General features: G+C 63.6%; 22 protein-coding genes. 14 read left to right on the top strand and 8 right to left on the bottom strand.

Annotation, left to right across the window (positions count from 1 at the left end):
- Nucleotides 1–69 precede the first annotated feature (69 nt).
- Nucleotides 70–1395 carry a DNA methyltransferase gene (locus ABGB14_RS09365; protein WP_347643184.1) on the top strand — a complete coding sequence of 442 codons (1326 nt, stop codon included), beginning with the start codon at nucleotides 70–72 and terminating at the stop codon, nucleotides 1393–1395.
- Between the two features lie 47 nt (nucleotides 1396–1442).
- Here the strand turns inward: ABGB14_RS09365 and ABGB14_RS09360 are convergent, their stop codons facing one another.
- The 3 genes from ABGB14_RS09360 to ABGB14_RS09350 form a co-directional block, all read right to left on the bottom strand.
- Entirely contained in the window at nucleotides 1443–2132 is a 690-nt protein-coding gene (locus ABGB14_RS09360) for a hypothetical protein (protein ID WP_347643183.1), read from the bottom strand.
- A 323-nt stretch (nucleotides 2133–2455) separates the two neighbouring features.
- The gene (locus ABGB14_RS09355; protein WP_347643182.1) at nucleotides 2456–4819 is read right to left on the bottom strand and encodes a hypothetical protein; all 2364 of its coding nucleotides are present in this window, start codon (nucleotides 4817–4819) and stop codon (nucleotides 2456–2458) included.
- A 585-nt stretch (nucleotides 4820–5404) separates the two neighbouring features.
- Nucleotides 5405–6133, bottom strand: a complete 729-nt coding sequence (locus ABGB14_RS09350) for a helix-turn-helix transcriptional regulator (protein WP_347643181.1) — start codon at nucleotides 6131–6133, stop codon at nucleotides 5405–5407.
- A gap of 148 nt (nucleotides 6134–6281) precedes the next feature.
- Here ABGB14_RS09350 and ABGB14_RS09345 point away from each other — a divergent pair, with 148 nt between their 5' ends.
- Genes ABGB14_RS09345 through ABGB14_RS09335 form a run of 3 tightly spaced genes read left to right on the top strand, consistent with a single transcriptional unit; the run spans nucleotide 6282 to nucleotide 7739 of the window.
- Nucleotides 6282–6635 (top strand): hypothetical protein, encoded by a 354-nt coding sequence (locus tag ABGB14_RS09345; protein ID WP_347643180.1) that lies wholly within the window; start codon nucleotides 6282–6284, stop codon nucleotides 6633–6635.
- A 4-nt stretch (nucleotides 6636–6639) separates the two neighbouring features.
- On the top strand, nucleotides 6640–7125 hold the full coding sequence (locus tag ABGB14_RS09340) for a GntR family transcriptional regulator (protein ID WP_347643179.1): 486 nt from the start codon (nucleotides 6640–6642) through the stop codon (nucleotides 7123–7125).
- A gap of 47 nt (nucleotides 7126–7172) precedes the next feature.
- Entirely contained in the window at nucleotides 7173–7739 is a 567-nt protein-coding gene (locus tag ABGB14_RS09335; protein WP_347643178.1) for an HD domain-containing protein, read from the top strand.
- On the opposite strand, the gene ABGB14_RS09330 is transcribed toward ABGB14_RS09335, so the two are convergent.
- Both ABGB14_RS09330 and ABGB14_RS09325 read right to left on the bottom strand, forming a co-directional pair.
- Nucleotides 7707–8183 (bottom strand): NUDIX domain-containing protein, encoded by a 477-nt coding sequence (locus ABGB14_RS09330; RefSeq protein WP_347643177.1) that lies wholly within the window; start codon nucleotides 8181–8183, stop codon nucleotides 7707–7709. The two genes, ABGB14_RS09335 and ABGB14_RS09330, sit on opposite strands and share 33 nt — an antisense overlap.
- 2 nt (nucleotides 8184–8185) lie before the next feature.
- On the bottom strand, nucleotides 8186–8926 hold the full coding sequence (locus ABGB14_RS09325; RefSeq protein WP_347643176.1) for a helix-turn-helix transcriptional regulator: 741 nt from the start codon (nucleotides 8924–8926) through the stop codon (nucleotides 8186–8188).
- Between the two features lie 152 nt (nucleotides 8927–9078).
- Between ABGB14_RS09325 and ABGB14_RS09320 the strand changes: the two genes are divergently transcribed.
- The gene (locus ABGB14_RS09320) at nucleotides 9079–9291 is read left to right on the top strand and encodes a hypothetical protein (protein ID WP_347643175.1); all 213 of its coding nucleotides are present in this window, start codon (nucleotides 9079–9081) and stop codon (nucleotides 9289–9291) included.
- Nucleotides 9288–9479, top strand: coding sequence for a hypothetical protein (locus tag ABGB14_RS09315; protein WP_347643174.1), 192 nt, complete (start codon nucleotides 9288–9290; stop codon nucleotides 9477–9479). Before ABGB14_RS09320 ends, ABGB14_RS09315 begins: the two co-directional genes overlap by 4 nt.
- Here ABGB14_RS09315 and ABGB14_RS09310 read toward each other — a convergent pair.
- The gene (locus tag ABGB14_RS09310) at nucleotides 9439–9801 is read right to left on the bottom strand and encodes a winged helix-turn-helix domain-containing protein (protein WP_347643173.1); all 363 of its coding nucleotides are present in this window, start codon (nucleotides 9799–9801) and stop codon (nucleotides 9439–9441) included. The genes ABGB14_RS09315 and ABGB14_RS09310 overlap by 41 nt on opposite strands.
- 111 nt (nucleotides 9802–9912) lie before the next feature.
- Between ABGB14_RS09310 and ABGB14_RS09305 the strand changes: the two genes are divergently transcribed.
- The 8 genes from ABGB14_RS09305 (at nucleotide 9913) to ABGB14_RS09270 (ending at nucleotide 15723) form a co-directional block, all read left to right on the top strand.
- The gene (locus ABGB14_RS09305) at nucleotides 9913–10242 is read left to right on the top strand and encodes a hypothetical protein (RefSeq protein WP_347643172.1); all 330 of its coding nucleotides are present in this window, start codon (nucleotides 9913–9915) and stop codon (nucleotides 10240–10242) included.
- Nucleotides 10235–11554: an FtsK/SpoIIIE domain-containing protein gene (locus ABGB14_RS09300; protein WP_347643171.1), complete on the top strand. Its 1320-nt coding sequence runs from the start codon at nucleotides 10235–10237 to the stop codon at nucleotides 11552–11554. The genes ABGB14_RS09305 and ABGB14_RS09300 overlap by 8 nt, the downstream gene beginning before the upstream one ends.
- A 19-nt stretch (nucleotides 11555–11573) precedes the next feature.
- Nucleotides 11574–12206: a DUF2637 domain-containing protein gene (locus ABGB14_RS09295; protein WP_347643170.1), complete on the top strand. Its 633-nt coding sequence runs from the start codon at nucleotides 11574–11576 to the stop codon at nucleotides 12204–12206.
- Nucleotides 12207–12221: 15 nt separating this feature from the next.
- Complete coding sequence (locus ABGB14_RS09290; RefSeq protein ID WP_347643169.1) at nucleotides 12222–12551, top strand: hypothetical protein; 330 nt, start codon at nucleotides 12222–12224, stop codon at nucleotides 12549–12551.
- Between the two features lie 15 nt (nucleotides 12552–12566).
- Nucleotides 12567–12737 (top strand): hypothetical protein, encoded by a 171-nt coding sequence (locus ABGB14_RS09285; RefSeq protein WP_347643168.1) that lies wholly within the window; start codon nucleotides 12567–12569, stop codon nucleotides 12735–12737.
- Between the two features lie 206 nt (nucleotides 12738–12943).
- Nucleotides 12944–14302, top strand: a complete 1359-nt coding sequence (locus ABGB14_RS09280) for a replication initiator (RefSeq protein WP_347643167.1) — start codon at nucleotides 12944–12946, stop codon at nucleotides 14300–14302.
- Nucleotides 14299–14475, top strand: a complete 177-nt coding sequence (locus ABGB14_RS09275; protein ID WP_043627595.1) for a helix-turn-helix domain-containing protein — start codon at nucleotides 14299–14301, stop codon at nucleotides 14473–14475. The genes ABGB14_RS09280 and ABGB14_RS09275 overlap by 4 nt, the downstream gene beginning before the upstream one ends.
- Nucleotides 14476–14478: 3 nt before the next feature.
- On the top strand, nucleotides 14479–15723 hold the full coding sequence (locus ABGB14_RS09270; protein ID WP_347643166.1) for a site-specific integrase: 1245 nt from the start codon (nucleotides 14479–14481) through the stop codon (nucleotides 15721–15723).
- 96 nt (nucleotides 15724–15819) lie between these two features.
- On the opposite strand, the gene ABGB14_RS09265 is transcribed toward ABGB14_RS09270, so the two are convergent.
- Both ABGB14_RS09265 and ABGB14_RS09260 read right to left on the bottom strand, forming a co-directional pair.
- Nucleotides 15820–16824: a hypothetical protein gene (locus tag ABGB14_RS09265; RefSeq protein ID WP_347643165.1), complete on the bottom strand. Its 1005-nt coding sequence runs from the start codon at nucleotides 16822–16824 to the stop codon at nucleotides 15820–15822.
- A gap of 238 nt (nucleotides 16825–17062) precedes the next feature.
- The gene (locus tag ABGB14_RS09260) at nucleotides 17063–18226 is read right to left on the bottom strand and encodes an acyl-CoA dehydrogenase family protein (RefSeq protein ID WP_347643164.1); all 1164 of its coding nucleotides are present in this window, start codon (nucleotides 18224–18226) and stop codon (nucleotides 17063–17065) included.
- Nucleotides 18227–18324: the final 98 nt, after the last annotated feature.

Below are 18324 nucleotides of genomic sequence, written 5' to 3'. Positions count from 1 at the left end.
TCACCGTGGTGGAATAGGCAGGTGCCGACGCCAGCAACTAACCCCAGACGGGCTGAAACGCTCCCAAATATGGACAATACTCCTGGGGCGCTTCCTGCAGAGCCATCAAGCGGTCGTGGGCGCCGCCATGGCACCAGTAGCACTGAACCTTTCGATAGATGGTTCCGATATCCGGCGGGCTTTGCGTCGGACTATGCTGCAACGCTCTTGGAACACCTCGGCCTGAGCCGGCAAGGGATCGTGGTAGACCCCTTTGCTGGATCTGCTGTAACCGGCACAGCCGCACAACGTCTGGGGCTGTCGTTCTACGGAATTGAGACCCACCCCCTCATTGCCGAACTGGGACAACTAAAACTTCAGGAGCCTCCTGCGGCGGGAGCCGGCCTTAATGCTGCATGCGAAAGGCTAATCGAATCAGGAAAGAAAATTCTCGGCACAAAAAAAACCCCCGACCTCGACTGCGAGACCGACCTGGTTCAGCAATGCTTTACTAGGGATACGTTAGTGCAACTTGTCACTTTGCGTAATCTGATTCGTGCAGGCGAGGCGGGCATCTGGAGTGCTTATCTAAAATGGGGACTGCTAGCGACGCTACGTGATGTCGCGTCAGCTCGAGTTGGTTGGCCCTATCAACGTCCAGGTAACCAGCGACACCCTCAGCACAAAGACGTCATCAACCGCCTGCGGCAGCGGGTTCTAATGATGGCTGAAGACCTAGATCGCTTCTCCAAATATCGATCGCCATCACGAACTGATACACACTATACAAGCCAACTAGTTCACGGAGACGCGCGCGACCCTGAGTCATGGGCCAAGCTCCCCTCTACTGGTGCACACGGCTGTGTGTCGTCCCCTCCGTATCTCAACAACTTTGACTACGCTGATGCAACGCGCCTCGAGTTGTACTTCTGGGGAGACGTGACCAGTTGGTCTGAGATGTGTGGCCATGTTCGCTCGGGAATGATTACGGCAACTACCCAACAAAGTAGCGTCGGAGGAGCTGCTGCTGCCACACGCCAACTACAAGACTTTGGGGCCACCGCAGAAAAGGTTGAAACGCTAACCGGTCAACTGCGTGAGGAGCGCGCAGCCCGTGCCCGCGGCAAGGAATATGACCGCGTTGTTCCCGCATATTTTGCCGCGATCGCTCAAGTGCTTCAAAATCTAGCCAATACCCTTCCCTCAAGGGCACCAGCCGTACTACTGATCGGCGATAGCGCCCCGTATGGGATTTATATAGACACTCCCGCATTGATCGCCGAGCTTGCTCAGCAGTGTGGACTGCATCTCGAAAAGGATATTGTGCTGCGGCGACGAGGGCTTCGCTGGGCCACCAACAGCCAGCGTCACGACGTGGAACTCTCCGAGCGTCTAGTCCTTCTACGCCGACAGTGAGGACATGGCATTGCTGGCAAACATCCAGCATGCGTGATCCGCCTACCCTATTGGTCGGCCGCGTGCCGGGCCTGGGTGAAGCTTTCAAGCAAGCGCTGTTTAAGATCGCTAGTTTCCGCCTTGCGATCGAAAACCATGGATCTATACGCAAGCGCATGTGTACTAGCCTTAAACGCTGCAACGAGATCATCGTAGGCTTGTTTTAGTGTGTTCTCACTAATAGGCCGACGAGCAAGTTCTGCGCCAAGCAATGCGATAACATCATTGACGGCAATTTCAGGAACAAAGATTAGCTTCTCTCCTGGCTCACCAGGTTCTACCAATAGGCGATGCGCCAACCGTCGTCGCGCTTCCGTCAAAGGCCATCCGCCTTTGAGTTTCTGCTCACCCGATGACCTTCCTCGCCTACTTATGCCAATAGTACTGGCAAAGGCCTCAGCGCCCGCATGGATCGCCCAATCTACATCTTTTCCATCCTGCGTGTCGTGGTGCCTCTGAATCACAGCACGTTCCATCGTGGTAGATCGATTGACTAGCAGGGCAAGTACCAGTCCAACTGAGACGGGTTGCAACGGCTCTTTGCCGCGGCCGCTGCGCAGTTCAATGACTTGAGTCAAACGATGCAACGCCCATTGACGATAAATACTCAAAGCCTTGCGCTCTGCACTCTCGATCGTGGAATCAGATAGCGCTATATAGTTGCCCTCGTTTTGGCAGGTGGAAAGAAGCTCCATCATGAGCCTAGCCTCCACGCCAACGAGTAGCACGTCTTCCCCTGCTTCGGTCACTAGGGGTTGGCCATACTGAGTGATTCTTCCACGCAAGTCAGGAGACGCCGGCTCTACGGCAGACAACCGTGTTCTCAGGGACTGTCCTCTTGCGACCGGATCGAAGAAATGGCGGCATCGATCGAGGTCTGACTGTAGATCGGAGATTTTGGAGCCATAGCAGGTGTTCCAAAGCGCTATGAGATCCGAGAGCAGCGCCGAGCGCTCCATCTGGGTCAGCACAGCGGGAACCCCGAACACAGAACGTGTAGACGTGTCAGCGCTCTTCATACTTACAAGGATTCCGCATAGTAGCCATGCCGAGCAAGCATAGCCCTTCGATCCGTCCCGATAGCATTCGGGGACGGTGGGGCATTAAGACTTGTCGGCAGAATGAGAACAACCTGGTCATCCGGAGCTCGATTCTTCCGCTTCCTCAAATCCTCAACGAGGTCAGCGATACGTCTTCCATCCAGGTATGCCCCGAACTCATCCAAGGCGATCAGGCGGTTTGGCGTCGATGCGCTATCCCGTTCGAGCTGCAACAATTGAGCGCGGGTATAGGCGAAGGCCTGTTCTCCGCTCGAGAATCCTGCCAGCGGGCGAGTCACACGTTCCCCGCCAAGCGACCAAGATAGTGTCAGATTACGAGGATCAAAGCGTACATCATCACCACCGCCGAACAATGCCTCCTTCATCGACTCGTCATCAAGCCACGCCCGAGCTTCTTCGGCAAGCCATGCCGCCGCCAGGCTGGGATCGTAGACGTTATTCGCTGGAACACGTTCGGGATGCTCAATCCTTTCTGCCAATCCCTTTAGCTGTGCACTAAGGGTTTCGATTGCGCGCTTTGTTTCATCAATAATTCCGCGGGCGCTCTTTACGTGAGAGAGCAGTTCGTCCAGCAGCTTCATCTGCTCTTCCATGGGAAGCTCTTGAAGTCTAGCAAAGTTCGGAAGAACGCGGCCCAACCAATCATAAGAGCCGGCGGTGGCCACTTCAGCTACAACACGATGCACCCCATCAAGGTATTTCCTGGCATCTCGGCTGGTCGACGCCAGCTCAACCGACGCTTGAGTTTCCTCTTTATTAAGTTGTGTTAGATGATCCTCTGACTTTTTCAATTCATTTCGCAAGCGAGATTGGGTTACTTCTGCCTCCCTGCAGAGGCGGTCAAGTTCCTGCATCAGCTCCTCCTCGGTGTGGCCACCACCGATCAAGGCGAGTTCGGAGCGAAGCCGATCAATAGAGGACTGGAGGCTGCGGCCTTGTTGGACGCACGTATTGCGCTCCTTGGTCATCTCATCGAGGCTGCGTCCTCCCTTTCCGGGAAGTCCTGAAACTGCCTTTACCAGCTTTGCTTCAGCATCCCTCAATTTTCCTTCAGCATCTTCGGACGCCGCTAGTTTTTGCAGGACATCATTGAGAGCGCCAAGTCGCAAACGCGCCTGCTCGATATTTTCATTAAGCTGCTGCTCGTCGCTGGTTGGACGCCTTTCGGAGAACTTCTCCAGTTGTTGCTTACACGCATTATGAAGCGAGTGAACGGTCCACGTTGGTGCTTCTTGATCGAACAAAATCTTATCACCGAGATCAGCGGCAATAGCCAACTCCAGGCGAGACACCAGATCTTCGAGCAGCGTGGCGAGCATTGGGCCTGCGCTCACATGAGGTAGCGCATCCTGGAGTTGCGTTAGTCGTTGTTCGATGAGTGCGAGCTCTCTTTGAATACTGTCCCGTGCTGGTGAAACACCTACTTGGGCAGCAGTTTCCCTTAGCTCTTCGGCAGCTGCGTGTTGACTTCTAGTGCAGCGTTCCAATGCTTTCTGCGCTCGGCCAAAGGCATTCTCTGCTCGCTTATCACTGTCTTGCCTTGCATATGCAGCCTCGATTTCCTCATCCAGGGCGTTCTTGCGCATATCCACTGTCGCAAGTTCGCTCTCCAACTGAGACAACCGGTCCTGGTGTCGGGGCGTGGCCCCCCGCAGAGCATCGAGGCGATCTGCCGTTGCAACGGCAGTCGTAAGCAGATCAACTCGTTCACGCGCTCCTCTGGCACGCTGCGAAATTTCGCGTACCACAGTTTCAGCGCGGTCAGCTGACTTGAGCGCAAGCCGAGCGCGATCAGTAGAACAGGATTCCAGCAACTTAGCTAATCTGAAAAGTGGTGCATCGACGGCATCTGCTCGTTCATCTGCTGAGTGCCATGCCGATAGGATATGTCCGCCTATATGTGCACGCGAAGCCAGAATGGTTTCGGGAGTCTCAGCGATATTGAGGTGGTGTACCTGCAGCAAAGATGCTGCATCCCTCAACTTCTTCCTGCGTCCGTCAATAGCGACACGCACCATGTCCTCGCTGAGAGGCTTAGCTTGGCTGCGCGCTCCTTCCTCCCAGTGATTTGGCTCTAGAATCCATTCAATCTCGCGGGCCTCGTTGAGTTGTCTTGCCACAACTCGAGCGTAAATGAGCTCCGAGCAGAACGTGCGCCATGTCACATCATTGAACGGCTGCATGCCTGTGCACAATTGAAGAAGTTTTATTGCGCTTGTTTTGCCAACGCCATTGTAGCCTTCAATCTTGCATAGCGGCGTTGACGGGATCTCGCCGATAATCTTCAGGCCCCTGCGACATTCGGCCTCAATCACCACTTGCATTCGCGACCAACCTCTCCGTGATAGCAATTGGGTCGAAGTTATCGCAGTTAGCTAGTTTCTCTAGGAGTTCCATGTTAAACAGCGGATGAGGTGGCCATATATCTTTTTTGCCTGTAGTGCTTACAGCCCGTTCAACATCTAGGACTATCCTCAGCATCCGCTCGCCGAGCTCGTTCGTACTGTCCATGACAGCCCTTCCCGCTGCTTAGCCAGCCTCAGCAGTCATCCGTCATCAGCTCTAGATAGGCGCTCAGTGTATCTCCCTATCTGTCTGGCGGAAGGGGCATTCTTCAATGCCGTTGGCGCAGCATGTCACTAGTTAGCCGCCGCTGGTGGGGTGCTCGGGCGCTTTCCAGCGACACTATCGATCTTCAACTCTGGTCCACCAGTGGCCGTTGGTCCAGATCATGCATCGTTGTAGTACAGGCATTCGACGATGCCGTGCGTGGGGCGGTCGCCGGCCGCGACCGGCCGAAGAGCCGCAGCGCGGCCAGCGATCGCCCGGCCGCCGAAGGCGGTCGGCTTGATGACGTGGAGAGAAGTTGCTTTCTGGCCTGGCCGTTGCTGTGTCTGGTGGGGCTTGAGTTACTTGGCGCAACGCTGGGCCGAGATCCAGATGCGGTTGAAGCTGGTCAGGTATGTGCTTGCCAGCCCCTGGTCGTCGGTCCGGTTGAGGTGCATGACGGGGGCGTTGGCTGCTGGGGTGCCGTAGGCGTGGGTGTTGATCAGTAGTTGATCGTCTGCGCGGTAGAGGGAGTTATAGAGCACCGTACGGTGAAGCCGAACTTCGATGCCGGGGACGACAAGTAGCGGTCGGTACAGCGTGAGCGCGTTCTTGACCCGGGCTGCCATCACCTCGGCTCCGATCCCTTCGTCGGCTCCGCGTGTGGCGATTTCCGGGGCTTCGGGGTCGCCGAGGAGGATGCACACGTTGACGCCGGTCTTGGCTCGTTCGGTGAGGATGCGCAGGGTGGCGTGGTCTTCGGCGAGGAAGAGGGCGCTGTAGGCGAGGATGTCGATCTGCCTCATGGCGCTGTTGAAGTGGGTGCGCCAGGTCGTCTGGGGGATGGCCCAGCGATGGGGGTAAATCGTGTGGATGCCCTCGGCGAGTGCCCGGCGTTTCGGGGCGGCCTCTGGCCATAGGTCGGCTTCGTCCACGTTGAGGAGGTCGGCGACGGCCCAGCGGTGGCGGGGGTAGGGGGTGCGGCCGTTGAGCCAGCGGCTGACGGTTTTGGGGTCGACGGCCAGGGCTGCGGCAACGTCGATGGGGTTGAGCCGGGCGGCGGCCAGTGCATAGCGGAGGTTGTTGTTCATGACCGGGCTGCTCCTCTCGCAGAACGACCCTGTGCTGCGACGTTAGCATCAGACGTCCCTAGACGTCCCCAAGTTGCGGTGTTCCCGCCCCTGGCCGCGGGGCGAAGCTCGACGCACGGAACCGCACGAGACGTCAGGGAGGACGAGGGTGCGCAAGAGCCAGGCCATCAAGGAGCAGCAGCGAGCGTACGCGGAGCGGCTGCTGGTCGCGCTGGGCGAGCAGCTCGGCGCGCGGGGCGTCCCGCACGTATTGGTCGTCACCCAGGACGGGCGGCCGGCGTTGGATGTGACCGACAGCCGGTGCCGGGTGCGGCGGGTGTTCGTGCACCTGCCGTTCTGCTGGTTCTACTGGGGTGATCAGCAGGACGAGCGGGTGTCGTTCCTGCAGATGGCCGTCGCGGTGGACCGGATCGAGGAGGCCGCGCAGGAGGGATGGGCCGACGGGGAGCAGGGGGATCTCAGCGTCGATCTGAACAAGCTGCTCGATGCCTACCGCGGCTGAGCCTGTGGCTACGGGGCGATGGCTGACCGGCGGTCAGGTCTACATCCAGGTCGCCGATCGGATGCGGGAACGGATCCAGTCGGGTGAGTTCGCCCCTGGGCAGGCGCTGCCCTCTGAGGCGGAGCTGTGCCGGGACTTCGGGGTAGCACGGAACACGGTTCGGCGCGGGCTGGCGATCCTGGAGGAGGAAGGGTTGCTGGTAACGGTTCCGTCCAAGGGGCGGGTGACCGCCGGGAAGAATACGGATGCCCCTTACCGCTACCAGGTGGTCGCCGCATGGTTGCGCGAGCAGATCGAGCGGGGTGACCTCGCTCCAGGCGCGACGCTGCCCAGCGAGGCCAAGCTCCGGCGGGAGCTCACGATCTCGCGCAACACCGCGCGGCAGGCGATGGCCATGCTGGAGCGCGAAGGTCTGATCGTGACGGAGCAGGGCCGGGGGCGGTTCGTCCGGCATGAGCCACCGTCAGGAAGGACGTCCCAGGACGTCTAACCGTCCCCCGGCGTTTTCCGCCGCATTTCATGCCTATCGTGAGGCACGTGGGACATACCGAATGGGCATATGGCCTGGCCAAAGACCTGCTGGAGACGACGTTGCCCCGACGGTGGGCGCACACCCAGGGGGTCGCCGACCGGGCCGAGTCCCTGGCGGCGGTGCTCGGTGCGGACACCGACACGTTGATCACGGCCTGTCTGTTGCATGACATCGGCTACGCCCCGGACCTCGTCAACACCGGCATGCATCAGCTCGACGGGGCCCACTACCTGCGCGACGTGGCCGGGGCGGACGAGCGGCTGTGCCGTCTGGTGGCCTACCACTCGTGTGCGGACAACGAGGCCCGGCAGCGGGACCTGCTCGACGTCCTGGCCAAGGAGTTCGACCAGGAACGGCCGGACCTGGCCAGGGCGCTCACCTACTGCGACATGACCACCGGCCCGGACGGCCGACGCATGGACGTGCTCGACCGGCTGGCCGAGATCCACTCCCGATACGGGCCCGAGCATGTGGTCAGCCGGTCGATCACGGACGCCACCCCGTGCATCGTGTCCTCGGTGCGGTCGGTGGAGGCCGCGCTATCCGATGTACGGCAGGCCGGCGCCGGTTAGGTAGTGCTCGATCCGCATCCGCATCGACCGGTCCATGGGCAGCGACATGACCTCGTCCCGCGGCACCCAGCGGACCTCTCGGGACTCCTCGCTCGGAGCCGGCTCCCCCTCGATCGCGCGCCCGGTCAGGACGATGGAGAACTCTTGGCGGGCCTCGCCGTCGCTGGTGTAGAGGATCACGTGCCGAGGGTCGCTGTAGGTGCCGACCAGGCCGGTGATCTCACACGTGATCCCGGTCTCCTCGACTGTCTCGCGGATGGCCGCCTCCGGGATGGACTCGCCAAGGTCGATGGCCCCGCCTGGGACGGCCCAGTTGTCGTTGTCGCTGCGGCGGATCATCAAGACGTCCCCGACCGGGTTGGTGACGATGACGTTCACGGACGGGACGAGGCTGTTCGGCTCGGGCGCGTCGGAGTCGTCGTAGAAGTCGATGCGCTTGGCCATGATCAGGACTCCACCGGGACGGCCCCGGCCCAGACCTTTTCGAAGCTGTCGACGTAGGTGGTGACCATCTCCCCACCGGCCACTCTCCGCAGGTGAAGGACGGGCGCGTTGCCGGCGCGAGTGCCGTACACATGCATGTTGACCAGGTAGTCGTCATCGGACCGGTAGATCGAGTTGTACAGGATCGTCTGGTGGAGCCGGAGCTCGAAGTTGTCCAGGCCGAACAGCGGCCGGTAGAGCACCAGAGCGGTACGGATCTGTGAGGCCATGCCGTCCCCCACGCCCTCATCCTCACCGCGCTGGGCGACCTCGGCACAGTCAGGGTCGCCGAGAAGGATGCGCACCCGCACGCCCGCCCGCGCCTTCTCACCGAGCAACCGCACCATCGCGGCATCGTCGGCGAGGAACAACCCGCTGTAGACCAGGACACCGATCTCCTCGGACGCGGCAGTGAACAGACGTCCCCATGCGTCCCGGGGCACGGCCCACCGGTGCGGGTAGATCGACAGGACTTCGCTCTCGGAGGCGGCGACCACCTGCTCGCGGGAGAGGGCCTGCGGCCACAGGTATGTCTCGTCCACGCCCAGGTAGGAAGCCGTGGCAAACCGGTGCTTACGGTACGGCTCGCGGCCCTTGGTGATCCACCGCTCCACGGTCTTGGGATCGACTTCGATCGCCTCGGCCAGGTCCACGACGCTCACACCCTTCTGCAACAGCGCCGCGCGTAGCCGTTCGTTCGCCATCTCACCTGCTCCCAAGGACGTCCGGGGACCTGGCCATCGTAGGCCGGACGTCTTGAACATGTCCCGTCGTGTAGTGATCTCGTCCTAACGCTGCGTCGCATTCTCGGTTGCACAACGCCACAACGGCAGCAACCGAAGGAGGAGATGCACTCATGAACATCGAGATCACGATCCTGGGCGAGACGCCCGCCTGCGAGTGCGGCAACGCCCTGACCGAGGGACAGACCCGCTGCTCCAAGTGCCTGGCGCGGGACCGGTGGGCGCGCAAGGAGCGGGCCAGGAACCGGCGCAACCGGCGCTCGGAGACCCGGCGTCCTCCGCGCGCCCCTCGCGGCCTGGCCGAGGCAGGGGTGATCTGGTCATGACCACGATTCCCCTGATCATCGCCGGACTGCTCGGCGTCGCGCTGCTGGCCGCGTACGTGATGGTGCTGGTCGGCATCCGCCGCGAGGACAAGCAGCTGAGCCTGCGTCAGGCGCCGGACGGGGCTTCGGCGTCGCTGGCGCGGAAGGTCACTGGCTGCTACGTCCGGAACGGCGTGTCGTGGACGTAGCCAACTGCTCTTCGACTTTGGCCAGGCGTACCGACAAGTCCTGCACGGCGGCGCGCAGCTCGGCCACCTCGTCACCGGAGGCCGGCGGCGGCTCCTCGGCATCGCGTACGAACACGCCTTTGCCCTGCTGGCCGATCACCAGGCCTTCGTTGCGCAGGATGCCGACGGCCATCTTCACCACGCTCAGCGAGGCGTCGTACTGCTCGGCGAGCTGGGCGGTGGACGGCAGCGGGGTTCCGGGCGCGAGGGAGCCGCCGCGGATCTGCGCGCGGAGATCGTCGGCGATCTGGAGGTAGCCGGGGCGCCCGGTGTTCTGGACCATCGCCGTCCCATCACATCACGAAACAACGACCAAGCCAACCGAGAGCACATTGACAACCAAGCCAACTAGGTTAACTATGTTGGTGAACGACGAAAGAGGAGGTCACCGCCCATGCGTTCCGTCCCGATCCCTGTGGATGTCAGCAAGCTCGCCATCACCTGCGTCAAGGGCCCGCGCCCGCGCGTGCTCAACCGCGACACCGGCGAGATCAAGACCGACAAGAACGGCAACACCGTCTACGAGGTCACCGTCTCCGTCGAAGACGAGTTCGGCCGGATCGAACTCGTCAAGATCGGCATCATCGGAGAGCCGCCCATCAGCGTCGGTGACCAGGTCAACGCCGTCGGCCTGCTCGGCTACGTCTGGGAGATCGCCGGCCGATGGGGCATCGCCTACCGCGCCAACGCGCTGCTCCCGGTGCGGGAGGCCGCCGATGCGTGACGCGCTGGTAGTGCTCGCAGTCCTGGCCGCCGTAGCGGCCGGGCTGTGGGCCTGGCGCCGCTACCACTACCCATCCTTCTGGCTCGCGCTCGGCTTCCCGCTAGTCGCCCTGTCGGTACGTGCCTCGTGGCGGCGGGTCGCCCTCGGCTGCAACCTGACCAAGAAGCAGCAGCGCTTCTGGTTCACCACCGTCCCCGGCCTGATCGCCTCCACCGGCATCGTCCGCGTCAAGCGCAAGTGGCAACGCATCGCCGTAGACACCAAACCGTTCATGTGGCTGCCCATGCCGACCCGGCACGGCTGGCGCGTCACCCTGCACACCCTGGAAGGCCAGACACCCGGCGACTACGCCGACGCCGCCGAACGCCTCGCCCACTCCTGGGGCGTCCACGCCATCCGCGTCTCCTCACCCGGCCCCGGCCGCGTTGTCCTCATGGCCACCATGCGCGACCCACTGGTCAAGGTCGACGAACTCCCGCTCTCGCCCGAACTGCTCATGGTGACTGTGGGACGCCTGGAGACCGGCAAACCCTGGACCATCGACTTTCGCACCGTGCCGCACTGGCTGAACGCCGGAGCGACGCAGTCCGGCAAGTCCAACCTCGCCAACGCGCTCATCGTCGGCCTCGCGCCGCAACCGGTCGCGCTGGTCGGCTTCGACCTCAAGGGCGGGGTGGAGTTCACGCCCTACAGCCCGCGCCTGTCCGCGCTGGCCACCTCACGCGCCGAGTCCGGGGCGCTACTGGATGACCTGGTCGGCCTGATGGTCGATCGCATGGGCCTGTGCCGCCAGGCCGGCGCCCGCAACATCTGGCAACTCCCGCCCGCCATCCGCCCGGTCCCGATCGTGGTCCTGGTCGATGAGCTGGCCGAGCTCTACCTGATGGCCGACAAGTCCGAGAAGGACGAGATCGCCAAAACCTCGACGGCGCTGCTGCGGGTCGCCCAGCTCGGGCGGGCGTTCGGCATCTACCTGTTCTGCTGCGGCCAAAGGATCGGCTCCGACCTTGGCCCCGGCGTCACCGCGCTTCGGGCCCAGTGCTCAGGGCGGATCTGCCACCGCGTCAACGACCCCGAGACCGCCACCATGACCCTCGGCGACCTCGACCCCGCCGCCCTCGCCTCAGCTCGCGCCATCCCGGCTGAGACACCCGGCGTGGCCATCGTCGCAGGCCAGGACGGCCAGTGGTACCGCGCCCGCTCCTTCTACGTCACCGAGCAGACCGCCGAACACGCCGCCCGCACCCACGCCCACCTCACCCCGACCTGGGACGAAATCACCGCCCACCTACCTCAGCCCATCAACGCCTGAACCCATGAAGGGAGGAACGATGCGACGCTTCGCCTGCCGACTGCTCGACACCGGCCCGGTCCTCATCCTGGCCGCCATCGCGGGTGCCGGATCGTTCACCCACATCCGCGACACCGCCAGCCAGCACGGCCAGACCGGCTGGATGTCCTGGGCCATCGCCGTCTGCATCGACCTGACCTGCGTCATGGCCGCCCGCGAACGCCAACGCGACAAGAAGACCGGCCGCACCCGGTCCGGCCGCCTCACCTGGCCCGTCCTCGTCCTGACCGGCGGCATCGTCCTGTCCCTGGCCGCCAACCTCGCCCAAGCCGACCCGACCGTCTGGGGCTGGATCACCGCCGCCACCCCGGCCGCCGCCTTCCTCATCGCCATCTCAATGCTCGAACGCCGCGCCACCCGCCCAGAACCATCCACCGCCACAACCGTCCCGGCCTCCGCCCCGGTGGAACTCCTCCCGCACCAAGCCGGAGAGGACGCCCAGGACGAACGGGACGGTAACCTCGCGCCCGCGCTGGTCGACTACGCCCGCCGCGTCGCCGACGAACACCACGCCAAACACGGCAAGCCCATCACCGGCGACGCCCTACGCGCCCACCTGGGCGTCTCCAGCCAACTCGCCTCCGACCTCCTGCGCACTCTGCGCACCGCCTGAAAGGAGAACCGACCGATGACCAACACGCACCGCACCGCCTTCATCAACGGCCTGCTCGACCTGGCCGTCTTTCTCGAAGCCCACCCCGACGTACCCGTTCCGCCCAGCGTCACCGTCCACCACTTCCCGCGCCCAGGCAGCGACGCCGCCCAGTGCGCCGAGATCGACCAGCTCGCTACCCTCATCGGCTCGGAGATCGACTACGAGGAATCCCCGTACGACCACTACGGCACTTCGCGCCTGTTCGGCCCTGTGGAGTACCGCGCCGTCGCCGTCCTGGCCACCGCCCGCGCCCTCCACGACGCCGAAGCCAGTTACCGCGGCTGCATTCAGCCTGACGCCTGACAGGAGAGCCCGATCATGCGCATCCGCATCGACGGCACCCGAGCCGAGATCGTCGACGCCCTGTTCCGCCTACGCCTGCACTTCACCGTCATCGGCGTCTCACGCGCCTACCCCGACCGCGCCCACCCCCACCACTGGCGCGTCTACTTCACCACCACAGCCCGCGACAGGAAGCAACCCAGATGAACGAGGTGATCCATTACCACTGCTGTACCTGCAACGGCACCGGCATCGACCAAGACGACACCCGCTGCCGCGACTGCGACGGCACCGGCATCGACAACCACGGCGCCTGAACGCGCAGCGCCCCCGGCCTGGCCGCACATCCGCCAAGACGACTGCCAGGTCGAGGGCCATCCCTTCACCCGAACGAGCGAAAGGAGGACACCATCTTGCCCACAACCCACGCCACCGCGCACGCCAAAGCGGGCATGATTGCCCGACTCAACCATCCCGACTACGACCGCTGGGCCGCTCAGGTCCGCAGCACCGGCGGCTGCCGCCAGCCCATCCACCTACGCGGCAAGGTCGACCACTACGACCGTGCGACCGGCCAGCTCCTGCACCGCTACACCACCAAGCACGAGCCCGACGGCGTCCTGCGCGTCCCGTGCAAGACCCGCCGCGCCTCCCGCTGCCCTGCGTGCGCCGAGACCTACCGCGCCGACACCTACCACCTCATCCGCGCCGGCCTCGTCGGCGGCAAGGGCGTCCCGGACACGGTCACGACCCATCCCACCCTGTTCGTCACCCTCACCGCCCCCAGCTTTGGAGCGGTCCATGCGCGGCGTGAGAAGAACGGCAAGGCCGTGCCCTGCCGCGCCCGCCGCGACGCCCAGAAGTGCCCGCACGGGCGCGTCATGTCCTGCACCGAACGGCACAGCAAGGACGACCCGCGTCTCGGCGAACCGCTGTGCCCTGACTGCTACGACTACACGGGCTCCGTCTTGTTCAACGCCCTGGCCCCACTGCTGTGGAAGCGCTTCGCCGACTCCGTACGCCGTCACCTCGCCAAACTCGGCGGCCTCCTCCTCAAGGAACTTCGCCACCACCTCACCCTCTCCTTCGCCAAGGTCGCCGAATATCAGCGACGCGGCGTCGTCCACTTCCACGCCGTCATCCGCCTCGACGGCCCCGGCGGCCCCGAAGCATCGCCACCACCTTGGGCAACGGCCGACGTGCTGACCAAGGCCATCGAGCACGCCGCCAAAGCCGTCTCGGCCAAAGCTCCCGCCTACGCCGACCAGCCGGAACGGGTCCTGCGCTGGGGCGACCAGATCGACATCCGTCCCATCACCCTGGACGGTGACCTCACCGAACAGGCCGTCACCGGCTACATCGCCAAGTACGCCACCAAGGCCGCCGAATGCGTCGGCACCCTCGACCGCCGCATCAACCCCCTCGACAACCTCGACACCTACAACCTGCGCGATCACGCCCGCCGCCTCATCACCACCTGCCAGCGCCTCGGCACCGAACCCGACCTCGCCGAACTCCGCCTCACCAACTGGGCCCACATGCTCGGCTTCCGCGGCCACTTCTCCACCCGTTCCCGCCACTACTCCACCACCCTCGGCGACATCCGAGCAGCCAGAGAACACCACGCCCGCGAAACCGACATCACCACCGGCCGCCTGCCCCTCTTCGACGAAGACACCGTCCTCGTCATCAGCGAATGGCAGTACGCAGGCAAGGGCCACTCCCTCGGAGACCAACTCCTCGCCGCCGCCATCACCGGAGGGTGCATATGAGCACCCTCGCCAAGCTCTGGACCGTGGAAGACGTAGCCACCTTCCTCGGTGTCCCGATCGCCACCCTCTACCAATGGCGCCACCACCGCACCGGCCCCAGAGGCCACAGAATCGGCCGACACCTGCGCTACGTGCCCGAGGACGTCATGTCCTGGGTCCAGGACCAGGAGTAGCCCATGGCCTTCGTCAAGGACCTCTGGACCAAGACAGTCCGGACCCCCGACGGCAAGTCGCAGAAGGTCAAGACCGCACGCCACGGCAAGGGCAAGCGCTGGCTCGCCGTCTGGGTCGACCCCGACGGCAACGAGCGCTCGACCGCCTACGACCGCAAGGCCGACGCCGAGCGCAAGATCGCCACCATGGGCGCCGACATCGCCCGCGGCGATTACATCGACCCGAGCGCCGGCAAGGTGCTCTTCTCCGACCTCGCCGAACGATGGCTCGCCTCGCGCATCGTGGACCCATCGACCAAGATCCGATACGAGTACATCCACCGTCTTCATGTCGCGCCGACCTTCGCCAAGCGCCAGGTGAAGAGCATCAAGCCATCCCAGATCCAGGCCTGGATCAGCGACCTGAGCAGCCGCTTCGAGACCTCAACCGTACAGACGGCCTTTCTGGTTCTTCAGGGGATTCTCGACCTGGCCGTCGCCGACGAGGCGATCAAGCGAAGTCCCGCCAAGTCACCGATCGTCCAGGTACCGAAGCGCGCCACCGAAGAGATCACGGCGTGGTCGGACGAACGGGTTCACGCCCTGATCGACGCTCACCCCGCCCTCTTCCGCCTGCTCCCGATGCTCGGGACTGCATGTGGACTGAGGCAGGGTGAACTGTTCGGCATGGCTCTTGAAGACATCGACTTCGAGGAGCGCGTCCTCCGAGTACGGCGGCAGATCAAGAAGCTGGGAAGCGACCACGTCTTCGCCCTGCCGAAGAACGACCGGGAGCGGGTCGTACCGCTTCCTGACTGGGCATCCGAGGCCATCAAGCGGCACGTCTCGGCCTATCCTCCGCTGGTCTGCTCTCTGCCCTGGGAGAGACTGGACGGCAAGCTCCGTACGCACAACTTGCTGTTTCGTTGGACGGACGACCGCTTTATCAAGGCCAGAAGTTACAGCGAAACCGTCTGGAAGCCCGCCCTCGTGACTGCGGGCGTAATCCCGGCGCCGGACAAGGACGTCCGCCAGCGGAGCCGCTACGCCACGTCTCGCAAGGAGGGACTACACCAGCTCCGGCACTACTACGCGAGCGTCATGCTGGCCGGTGGCGTCTCGGTCAAGGAACTCGCCGAGTATCTCGGCCACGCCGACCCGGGCTTCACCCTCCGCGTCTACGCCCACATGATGCCAGGCTCCCACGACCGCGCCCGCCGCGCGATCGACGACCGTCCGTATCTGCCCAATGTTTCGGATGTTCCATAACGCTCCGACGGTTAGGCTCCGACACAGCACCCCACGACCCCGGTCCTCCTCCATGGCCGGGGCCGTTTCTTCCCTTCCCCTTCCAAAAGCGGCCGATCAGATGGAGCTATTCGCGAACGTGGGTTGGGGCGCAAGGACGGAGGTAGTCTGCACGATGTCCGACTTGCCTCCCGACAGGACCAGTCCAGCCGACAAGGTCTGAGTCTGGAGCAGTTCGGGTTGGGAGAGAGCCCCAAGGGCATCGATCACGTCAACGACAGGAAACTCACGGCGATCAGCCAGATAGCGAGCGACCGTCCGGGCTGCTGGGCGAGGCAATGAAACCTCCTTAGGGACCTGCGCGTCGGCTTCGAGGAAGGCTGTCACGACTTCCCATGCCATATAGAACGTCTCGACGAAGCTCCCGTCGTATGGCATTGGGCAGATCACCAGGTTCTTGGTGTCGTCTTTCCGAATGCCATCCGAGCTTCCTTGGCTGGCGGGCACGACGCCGATGCGAAGCCCCGGATATCCCTTCAGACCCAATGGGTTGATCTTCACGGTGGTGCCGACCCAAGAGTCGGTGTCGGAGTGCCCCAGGAACAGGTCAGCGCGCCACAGCCCACTAATACTCTGCGGCAGTCCTGACTCTGCGCCCTTCTTCCTGAAGGCCGCAGCCGCGCTCGTAAGATGCCTTTTCAGCTTCACCGGGCGACCTCGCGAACCCGACAGGAGGACGGAGTCCTCCGTTAGAAGTACCTCGGCGGTATCGATGAGTTGCTGTGAACCAGCTTTCTCCGCGCCGAAGAGGATAGATCCGACGCTGTTGCCTCGAACCCTGCAATGGCTCAAGGCGTCGTAGACACGCTCGCTGACGTCTGGCTCCCCTCGGCGTACTGCGTCATGTACGGCGTACTCGAAGCAGATGCCAGTGTCGCCGCTTCCGGGCCGGCGGAGCCGCGGCAACATCCTCAGCTTGACCCCTTCGCGCCCTCCGGCCTCCTCCACCACCTCGGCTTTGAGCGAGTAGAGGATGCCGTAGAGGATGGGTCGAACGACCGCAGTGATCGCTGAGACTTCGTCAGCCACTGGGTTCAGCTGACGCTCGTTCCTGATTTCCACGGCTTCAACCTAGTCGCCTTGATCACATGCGAGCACCAGTCGAGCGACCTCAGGGAGGGGCGAGCCAACACCCCTCCCGACGCCCACGTATGTGACCACGGTCCGGATCATGTGCGCTGCGAGCCCAGTGATAACTCTCACGGAACAGCCACGGAACAGTGATCGTTTGAGCCGAGATCACGACACGAGAAACCCCTGCCCCCGGCAATCGGAAGGCGGTGTTTCTACTGGTCGAGCCCTACTTGAGCAACTGCCTGGCCATGACCATCCTCTGGATCTGGTTGGTGCCCTCGTAGATCTGGGTGATCTTGGCGTCGCGCATCATGCGCTCCACCGGGAAGTCCTTCGTGTAGCCGTACCCGCCCAGCAGTTGCACCGCGTCCGTCGTGATCTCCATGGCGGCGTCCGAGGCGGCGCACTTGGCGGCGCTCGACAGGAAGGTGAGGTCTTTCTGGGGTTCGCCGTGCATGGCCCGCTCCGACTTCGCCGCCGCGTGGTACGTGAGCTGCCGGGCCGCCTCAAGTTTCATGGCCATGTCGGCGATCATGAACTGCAGGCCCTGGAAGTCGGCCACGGGCCGGCCGAACTGCTTGCGTTCCTTGACGTAGCCGATCGCGTAGTCGAGGGCTCCCTGGGCGATGCCGAGGGCCTGGGCGGCGATGGTGATGCGGGTGTGGTCGAGGGTGGCGAGGGCGGTTTTGAAGCCGGTGCCTGGGTCTCCGATCATGCGGCTGGCCGGAATGCGTACGTCGTCCAGGATCACCTGGCGGGTGGGTGAGCCCTTGATGCCGAGTTTCTTCTCCTTGGGCCCGAAGGAGACGCCTTCGTCGGACTTTTCGACCACGAAGGCGGAGATGCCGCGCGCCCCTGCGGACGGGTCGGTGACCGCCATGACCGTGTAGTACTCGGAGACGCCGGCGTTCGTGATCCACATCTTGGTGCCGTTGAGCACGTACGTGTCGCCGTCCGCGACCGCGCGGGTCTTCATGGCGGCCGCGTCCGAGCCCGCCTCCGGCTCCGACAGCGCGTACGAGAACATGGCCTCCCCCCGGGCGACGGGCGCCAGGTAGCGGGATTTCAGCTCTTCGGACGCCGAGAGCAGCAGCGGGACGGTGCCCAGCTTGTTGACCGCGGGGATCAGGGAGGACGACGCGCACGCGCGGGCGACCTCCTCGATGACGATCACCGTGGCCAGCGCGTCCGCCCCCGCGCCGCCGTACTGTTCGGGGACGTGAACGGCGTGCAGGTCGGCCGCGACGAGCGCCTTGTAGACGTCCCAGGAGAACTCCTCGGTCTCGTCGGCCTCGGCGGCGTGCGGAGCGATCTTCTCGTCGGCCAGGGCGCGGACGGTCTCCCTGAGCATGTCGTGTTCCTCGGCGGGCGCGTAAAGAGGGAAGCTCATGCGACGAATACTAGGACGTCCGACCATCTTGTTACCAGCGGGTACGGTTTGCAAAAGGGAGGAGGTGGCACGAAGGAGATAGCGCGGGCCGGTAACAT

Origin of the sequence: Nonomuraea sp. B10E15 (assembly GCF_039871615.1) — a bacterium.
Lineage (GTDB): Bacteria > Actinomycetota > Actinomycetes > Streptosporangiales > Streptosporangiaceae > Nonomuraea.
This window is presented reverse-complemented; position numbering and strand designations above follow the sequence as displayed.

Bases quoted from the DNA above. Each gene is read 5' to 3' on its own strand.
- ABGB14_RS09320 (WP_347643175.1), top strand. From the start codon at position 9,079: ATGAACATCGAGATCACGATCCTGGGCGAGACGCCCGCCTGCGAGTGC.
- ABGB14_RS09315 (WP_347643174.1), top strand. From the start codon at position 9,288: ATGACCACGATTCCCCTGATCATCGCCGGACTGCTCGGCGTCGCGCTG.
- ABGB14_RS09275 (WP_043627595.1), top strand. From the start codon at position 14,299: ATGAGCACCCTCGCCAAGCTCTGGACCGTGGAAGACGTAGCCACCTTC.
- ABGB14_RS09350 (WP_347643181.1), bottom strand. From the start codon at position 6,133: ATGAACAACAACCTCCGCTATGCACTGGCCGCCGCCCGGCTCAACCCC.
- ABGB14_RS09360 (WP_347643183.1), bottom strand. From the start codon at position 2,132: ATGATGGAGCTTCTTTCCACCTGCCAAAACGAGGGCAACTATATAGCG.
- ABGB14_RS09355 (WP_347643182.1), bottom strand. From the start codon at position 4,819: ATGCAAGTGGTGATTGAGGCCGAATGTCGCAGGGGCCTGAAGATTATC.
- ABGB14_RS09260 (WP_347643164.1), bottom strand. From the start codon at position 18,226: ATGAGCTTCCCTCTTTACGCGCCCGCCGAGGAACACGACATGCTCAGG.
- ABGB14_RS09330 (WP_347643177.1), bottom strand. From the start codon at position 8,183: ATGGCCAAGCGCATCGACTTCTACGACGACTCCGACGCGCCCGAGCCG.
- ABGB14_RS09300 (WP_347643171.1), top strand. From the start codon at position 10,235: ATGCGTGACGCGCTGGTAGTGCTCGCAGTCCTGGCCGCCGTAGCGGCC.
- ABGB14_RS09325 (WP_347643176.1), bottom strand. From the start codon at position 8,926: ATGGCGAACGAACGGCTACGCGCGGCGCTGTTGCAGAAGGGTGTGAGC.
- ABGB14_RS09290 (WP_347643169.1), top strand. From the start codon at position 12,222: ATGACCAACACGCACCGCACCGCCTTCATCAACGGCCTGCTCGACCTG.
- ABGB14_RS09310 (WP_347643173.1), bottom strand. From the start codon at position 9,801: ATGGTCCAGAACACCGGGCGCCCCGGCTACCTCCAGATCGCCGACGAT.
- ABGB14_RS09305 (WP_347643172.1), top strand. From the start codon at position 9,913: ATGCGTTCCGTCCCGATCCCTGTGGATGTCAGCAAGCTCGCCATCACC.
- ABGB14_RS09285 (WP_347643168.1), top strand. From the start codon at position 12,567: ATGCGCATCCGCATCGACGGCACCCGAGCCGAGATCGTCGACGCCCTG.
- ABGB14_RS09295 (WP_347643170.1), top strand. From the start codon at position 11,574: ATGCGACGCTTCGCCTGCCGACTGCTCGACACCGGCCCGGTCCTCATC.
- ABGB14_RS09365 (WP_347643184.1), top strand. From the start codon at position 70: ATGGACAATACTCCTGGGGCGCTTCCTGCAGAGCCATCAAGCGGTCGT.
- ABGB14_RS09270 (WP_347643166.1), top strand. From the start codon at position 14,479: ATGGCCTTCGTCAAGGACCTCTGGACCAAGACAGTCCGGACCCCCGAC.